We start from the raw sequence: 5901 nt of genomic DNA, 5'->3' as shown, positions 1-5901 counted from the left end.
GACGCCCTGGGCATCAGTCGCGCGACCCTGTATCGCAAGCTCAAACAGTTGCGTTCGTGATGCAGCGCTTGATCGTTCGGCTGATCGACAGCCAGAACCCCGAGGCGCTGCAAGCGTCACTGCGCTGGCTGTACAGCTTCGTGCGCCCCCATCGCCTGGCGATTGCCGGGCTGCTGGGTTTGTCGGTGTGCGCCTCGGCGCTGGTGCTGGTGCAGCCGTGGCTGACCAAACTGCTGATCGACGATGGCCTGTTGGCGCGCAACTTCCCGATGCTGGTATTGATCGCCGGGCTGATGATCGTCGCCGGGTTGCTGGGCACGGCGCTGTCGGGCATCAACCGCTATCTGCACACGCGCCTCTCCGGGCGCATGCTGTTTGCCCTGCGCGATGACCTGTACCGGCATTTGCAAACCCTGTCGCCGAGCTTTTACGGCCAGCGGCGCATCGGCGACCTGATGTCGCGCCTCGATGGCGACGTTGCGGAAATCCAGCGGTTTGCCGTGGACTCGATGTTCTCGGCGGTGTCGAGTGTGATCGGTCTGGTGGTTGCCATCGCGATGCTGTTGACGTTGTCGTGGAAACTCTCGCTGCTGGCGGTGGTGCTGATTCCCCTCGATGTCCTCTGGCTGCGCTGGATGCGGCGCAAGGTCGAGCGCGATGTGCGGCAGTTGCGCGAGCGTTCGGCGGACATGTCGTCGTTCATGGTCGAGACGCTGCCGGTGATGAAGTTCATCCAGTCCGCCGGCCAGCAACAGCGCGAAGCGCGGCGCCTCGAGACGCTGGGGCAGGGTTACATGAGCCAGTTGCTGCGCCTGCAAGTCACCGAGTTTTTCACCCAGGCCGTGCCCGGTACCCTGACCTCGTTGTCCCGGGCCTGCGCATTCTTGATCGGTGGTTACTGGGTGGTGCAGGGCAACTGGCAACTCGGCGCCCTGATAGCGTTTTCCACTTACCTGGGCATGGCCGTGGGGCCGGTGCAGAGCTTGCTCGGGCTCTACGTCGCGATTCAGCGGATGACCGTAAGCCTCGGCCGGGTGATGGAGTTGCGCGGCGAACAACCGACCGTGCTGACACCCGCCACGCCACGGGCGATGCCCAATGGCGGCGATCTCTGGTTCGACAACGTGCACTTTGCCCATCCTGGTCGCCAATCGACCCTGCGGGGCATCGAAGCGCGGATTCCCTACGGTTTGAAAGTGGCCCTCAGCGGCGGCTCGGGCGTGGGTAAATCCACCCTGATCGACCTGCTGCAACGTCACCACGATCCGCAATCGGGCCGGGTCCTGCTGGGTGACGTCGATCTGCGCGAACTGGATCTGTTCCAGCTGCGTCGGCGCATTGCGATCGTCAGCCAGGACATCGTGCTGTTTCGCGGCAGCCTCGCCGACAACCTGGCCTACGCGGTGCCGGACGCCAGCCGCGAGGCGATTGCCGACGTGGCGCGGCTGGCGCAACTTGACAGCCTGATCGAGTCCTTGCCCGAAGGCCTCGACAGTCCGTTGGGCGAGCGCGGTCAGCAGTTGTCCGGCGGGCAGAAGCAACGCATTGCGATTGCCCGGGCGCTGTTGCAGGACCCTTTGATTCTGGTGCTCGATGAAGCCACTTCCGCGGTGGATGAAGCCACCGAGCGTGAGGTCATTGACGCCATCGACCGTCTGTTTGCCGGGCGTACGCGCATCCTGATCAGCCATCGACCCTCAACCCTGGCCGATGCCGATCTGCGTTTCGAATTGCTCGACGGCGTGCTGACTTCGAAAACGGTGCTGCATGAAACCTGAGTTGCGCAKTGGTGTGGTGGACAGCGGCCACTCGGCGGCACAACGGATGCGGGTGATCGCCGGTCGGCGCTTTGCATTGCTTGAAGACGGCCTGGCCGAGGACGACTTGCGCGACGATCCGTTGGGGCATGGCAGTGCGGTGATCGAGGCAATCGGCCGGCGCGCCCCTTCGGCGCTGTTTTGCGTGGCGCAGGTGTTCGACCAGCGCGGTGTCACCAGCGCCTTGCAGATCGCCACGGCGATTGACTGGCTGCTGGCGCAAAACGTGCGACTGATCAATTTGAGCCTCGGCCTGCGCCAGGATCGCAGCCTGTTGCGCGCAGCCTGCGCGGCAGCGGTGGCACGGGGCGTGCTGCTGTGTGCATCGAGTCCGGCCCAGGGGGAAGGCGTGTTTCCGGCCAACTATCCGCAGGTGTTGCGGGTGACCGGCGATGCGCGCTGCGCCGAGCAGGAATGGTCGTGGCTCAACACTGCCCAGGCGGATTTCGCCGCGTGTGTGCAGGGCACCTATCCGGGGCAATCCGGGGCGAGTCTCGGTTGTGCGGCGTTGAGCGGGCACATCGCCGGGTTCTTCGCCGAACAGCCTGGCGCCAGCAATGAGCAAGTCATCGAGTGGTTGCGCGAGCATGCCCGTTACCGTGGTCCTGAACGGCGCTTCGGGCCATGACCGACATCGTCATCCTGGGCGCCGGACCGGCCGGCGCCGCCGTCGCGCTGGGGCTACGGCGGCTGGGTCATGGCGTCACGCTGATCAGCGAATGGCGCCGGTTTGCCGCGCTCGAAGGCGTGTCCGTGCGGGTTCTGGAAGCCTTGCGCAGCGCGGGTCTGCAGCGCGCACTGGCGGATGCGACGTTGCCGTCCCAGCGCCAGGTTTCGTGGAATGGTCAGCGCCACGCGCAGAACATCGAATACTTGCTCGACCGTCCGGTGTTTGACCGAGGCCTGCGTGAGGATTTGCACCTGGCGGGGGTTAAGATGATCGAAGGCCGGGTGCTGACGGTTCAGTCATCGGCCAATGGCCATCGAATCGAAATCGACGGCCGCGAACCACTACTCACTCCGTTTCTCGTCGAGGCCCGCGGACGTCAGGCCCCTGCTATCGGCAAAGGCTTGCGTGGACCCGAGACGGTCAGCTTGCTCAATCGCTGGCAAGGTGCGCCGGGCAGCACCGCCAGCGCCGTGGAAAGCCTCGAGGACGGCTGGGCGTGGATGGCCCGGCGCGCCGACGGCCAGTGTTACTGGCAATGGACAGTGGACGTGGCCAGCACCGGGTTGCCGGGCAAGGCCATGTTGCTCGATTACTGCCGACAGCGGCGCCAGGGTTCGAAGCTGGCCACGGCATTTTTTGGTGGCGAAGCAGAAGCTGATCTACAGCTGCACGCTCGCAGCAGCACGGCGATTCTGAGCCCGCAGGTGTGTGGCGAAAACTGGATTCGGGTCGGCGATGCGGCAATGGCCGTCGACCCGCTGTCGGGCAACGGGATCTTTCAGTCGTTGTCTTCTGCGTTGCAGGCGCCGGCGGTGATCAACACGCTGCTGTGCAAACCTGAACGAGCGGCTCTGGCCCAGCGTTTTCACCAGCAGCGGGTGGAGCAGTTGTTTTTGCGTTTTGCGCGGATCGGCCGGGATTTTTATGCCGATGAGCAACGCTGGCTGGATCAGCCGTTCTGGCAGGCACGACGGAACTGGCCGGACGCCGAGGTGGCTCATGCCGCGGTGGATTTTGCGGCACTGAAAATCGAACGGGCGCCGGTGTTGCGTGAAGGTTTCGTCGATGAGGCCGAGGTGGTGATCACGGCAGATCAGCCGTTGGGCATCTGGCATGTGGATGGGGTTGAGGTGGCGCCGTTGGTGCGGCGATTGCGTAGCGAGCCGGCGAAGCAGGCGTTGGCCGGTTTGACGGTGGAGCAGGGGCGGATGGTTCGCAGCTGGTTGCTGGGTCAAGGTTTCAAACCCTGAATGAACGACGTCCGGATACGGCGAAAAAGCCTGTTCTCCCAGCGCAAAGCATCGTAATTTACGCGCCATAACAACAAGGATTTTTGGGGTGTAAGTGGGAGCCTATCGTCTGCTATTGGCCGTTCTGGTGGCCGTTTCTCATATGGGCAAGACGTTCATGGGGCTAAACCCCGGCGTGATTGCCGTGATTTCCTTCCTGATCATCAGCGGTTTCGTGATGACCTCGCTGATCGAGCGCAACTACAAGGCGCCGGAGAAAGTCGCCCTGTTTTACCTGGACCGGGCCCTGCGGCTCTACCCTCAATTCCTGTTCTACTTCGTTGTTTCCTGTGCGGTGATCTATTTCCTGCTGCCCGGCACGCCTCAAGCCGCCGAGCTGACGCTGCGCAACATCGCCGCAAGCCTGACTATTGTGCCCCTCGGCTTCTACATGTTCGGAGCGGCGGGATCGTGGATTTTGCCGCCAGCCTGGTCTCTGGGGCTTGAGATGTGCTTCTACCTGGTGTTCCCTTTCCTGATCATCTACAGGGCGCGGGGCATCGCGTTTGCTCTATCCGTCGTCGTCTTCATGGCCGCGTGCCTGGGATTCATCAACACCGACCTGTACGGCTACCGTCTATTGCCGGGCGTGCTGTTCATGTTCCTGTGCGGCAGCTATCTGTACAAAGCGCGGCCGAAGGGTTTAGCGATCGCTGCCGGCACCACCGTGGTGGCGGCCCTGATGTTTGCGGCCATCATGGCGGGATGGATAGAGCGCCGACCGTTCAATGCCGAAGTGACCGCCGGCATAGCGCTGGGCGTGCCCGCCGTGTACCTGCTGACAAAGCTCAAGTTTCACCGGATTGACGAGTTCCTCGGCAATATCAGCTACGGCGTGTTCCTGAATCACTTTGTGGTGATGTACTTCCTGCACGCTATCTGGTCGGTTGCCTACGATGGGGCCATTGTTGCAACAGTGCTGGCCTTGTCGTTGCTGCTCAGCGGCGCTTCGTACTACTGCGTCGAACGGCCGGCCCTGCAGCTTCGTCACGCGCTTCGGGCCGGCGCAAATCACAACTTGATCAACACCGACTTCAGCTCGGTGTAATGCTCGATCGCCGCATACCCCATCTCACGCCCGACCCCGGACATCTTGTAGCCGCCGAACGGCAGCGCCGGGTCCAGGGCGCTGTGGCAGTTGACCCACACCGAGCCTGACTTGATGCGTGGAATCATCCGGTGCACCGCCGCCAGGTCATTGGACCAGATACTCGCTCCCAACCCGTAAGGGCTGTCATTGGCCATGCGCAGGGCATCGGCTTCGTCGTCGAACGGGATGGCCACCAGCACCGGGCCGAATATCTCTTCCTGCACCAGTGAATGCTTCTGATCGACATCGACGATCACCGTCGGCTTGACGAAGAACCCCGGGCCAAACTGCTCGCCACCGCAGGCAATGGTCGCACCGCTTTCCCTACCCTTTTCGATGTACCCGTAGACGCGCTCTTGCTGACGCGCCGAGATCAACGGGCCCATTTCGACGCTYGGGTCCAGGCCGTTGCCCAGTTTCATGGCGTTGGCGATGTCGCTGATGTCCGCCACCACATTGTCGAAATGCTTGCGCTGTACATACAGCCTGGAACCTGCGCAACAGACCTGGCCCTGATTGAAGAAAATCGCGCTGGCAGCCCCGGCCGCAGCGGTTTTCAGGTCGGCGTCGGCCATGACGATGGTCGGCGATTTACCGCCCAGTTCCAGGGTGACCCGGGTCATGGAGTCCATGGCGATCTTGCCGATCTGCTTGCCCACGGCGGTGGAACCGGTGAAAGTCAGCTTGTCCACCAGCGGGTTGTGAGTCAGGGCCGAGCCGGCAGTGATGCCGGTGCCGGTAACCACGTTGAACACGCCTTCGGGATACCCGGCTTCCAGCACCAGCTCGGCGAGTTTCAGTGCGGTCAGCGGGGTTTCGTCGGCGGGTTTGAGCACCACGGTGCAGCCGGTGGCCAGGGCCGGACCGAGTTTCCAGCAGGCCAGCAGCAGCGGGAAATTCCAGGCGACGATGGCACCGACCACGCCCACCGCTTCGCGACGTATGAAGCTGTGGAACTGATCGTTGGGCATCAGCGGTGCCGACACGTCAACCGTGGAACCTTCGATCTTGGTCGCCCAACCGGCCATGTAGCGC

General features: G+C 63.1%; 6 protein-coding genes. 5 read left to right on the top strand and 1 reads right to left on the bottom strand.

Annotation, left to right across the window (positions count from 1 at the left end; all coding sequences use genetic code 11):
- The first annotated feature begins 6 nt into the window (after positions 1–6).
- From ACXRVY_RS15105 to ACXRVY_RS15085, 5 genes are all read left to right on the top strand, one after another.
- Complete coding sequence (locus tag ACXRVY_RS15105; RefSeq protein WP_458237677.1) at positions 7–60, top strand: helix-turn-helix domain-containing protein; 54 nt, start codon at positions 7–9, stop codon at positions 58–60.
- The gene (locus ACXRVY_RS15100) at positions 60–1778 is read left to right on the top strand and encodes an ABC transporter ATP-binding protein (RefSeq protein ID WP_223462415.1); all 1719 of its coding nucleotides are present in this window, start codon (positions 60–62) and stop codon (positions 1776–1778) included. The genes ACXRVY_RS15105 and ACXRVY_RS15100 overlap by 1 nt, the downstream gene beginning before the upstream one ends.
- On the top strand, positions 1768–2445 hold the full coding sequence (gene qhpE, locus ACXRVY_RS15095; protein WP_458237676.1) for a subtilisin-like serine protease QhpE: 678 nt from the start codon (positions 1768–1770) through the stop codon (positions 2443–2445). The genes ACXRVY_RS15100 and qhpE overlap by 11 nt, the downstream gene beginning before the upstream one ends.
- Positions 2442–3737 carry a flavin-dependent monooxygenase QhpG gene (gene qhpG / locus ACXRVY_RS15090; RefSeq protein WP_223462413.1) on the top strand — a complete coding sequence of 432 codons (1296 nt, stop codon included), beginning with the start codon at positions 2442–2444 and terminating at the stop codon, positions 3735–3737. The genes qhpE and qhpG overlap by 4 nt, the downstream gene beginning before the upstream one ends.
- A 94-nt stretch (positions 3738–3831) precedes the next feature.
- The gene (locus ACXRVY_RS15085) at positions 3832–4824 is read left to right on the top strand and encodes an acyltransferase family protein (RefSeq protein ID WP_223462412.1); all 993 of its coding nucleotides are present in this window, start codon (positions 3832–3834) and stop codon (positions 4822–4824) included.
- Here ACXRVY_RS15085 and ACXRVY_RS15080 read toward each other — a convergent pair.
- The coding region (locus ACXRVY_RS15080) for an aldehyde dehydrogenase family protein (protein ID WP_458237675.1) at positions 4788–5901 on the bottom strand (1114 nt) is incomplete at its 5' end. The genes ACXRVY_RS15085 and ACXRVY_RS15080 overlap by 37 nt on opposite strands.

The organism is Pseudomonas sp. P5_A2_2 (assembly GCF_054177685.1).
The sequence above is the reverse complement of the archived record's forward strand: the minus strand, read 5'-3'. Positions and strand labels throughout refer to the sequence as shown.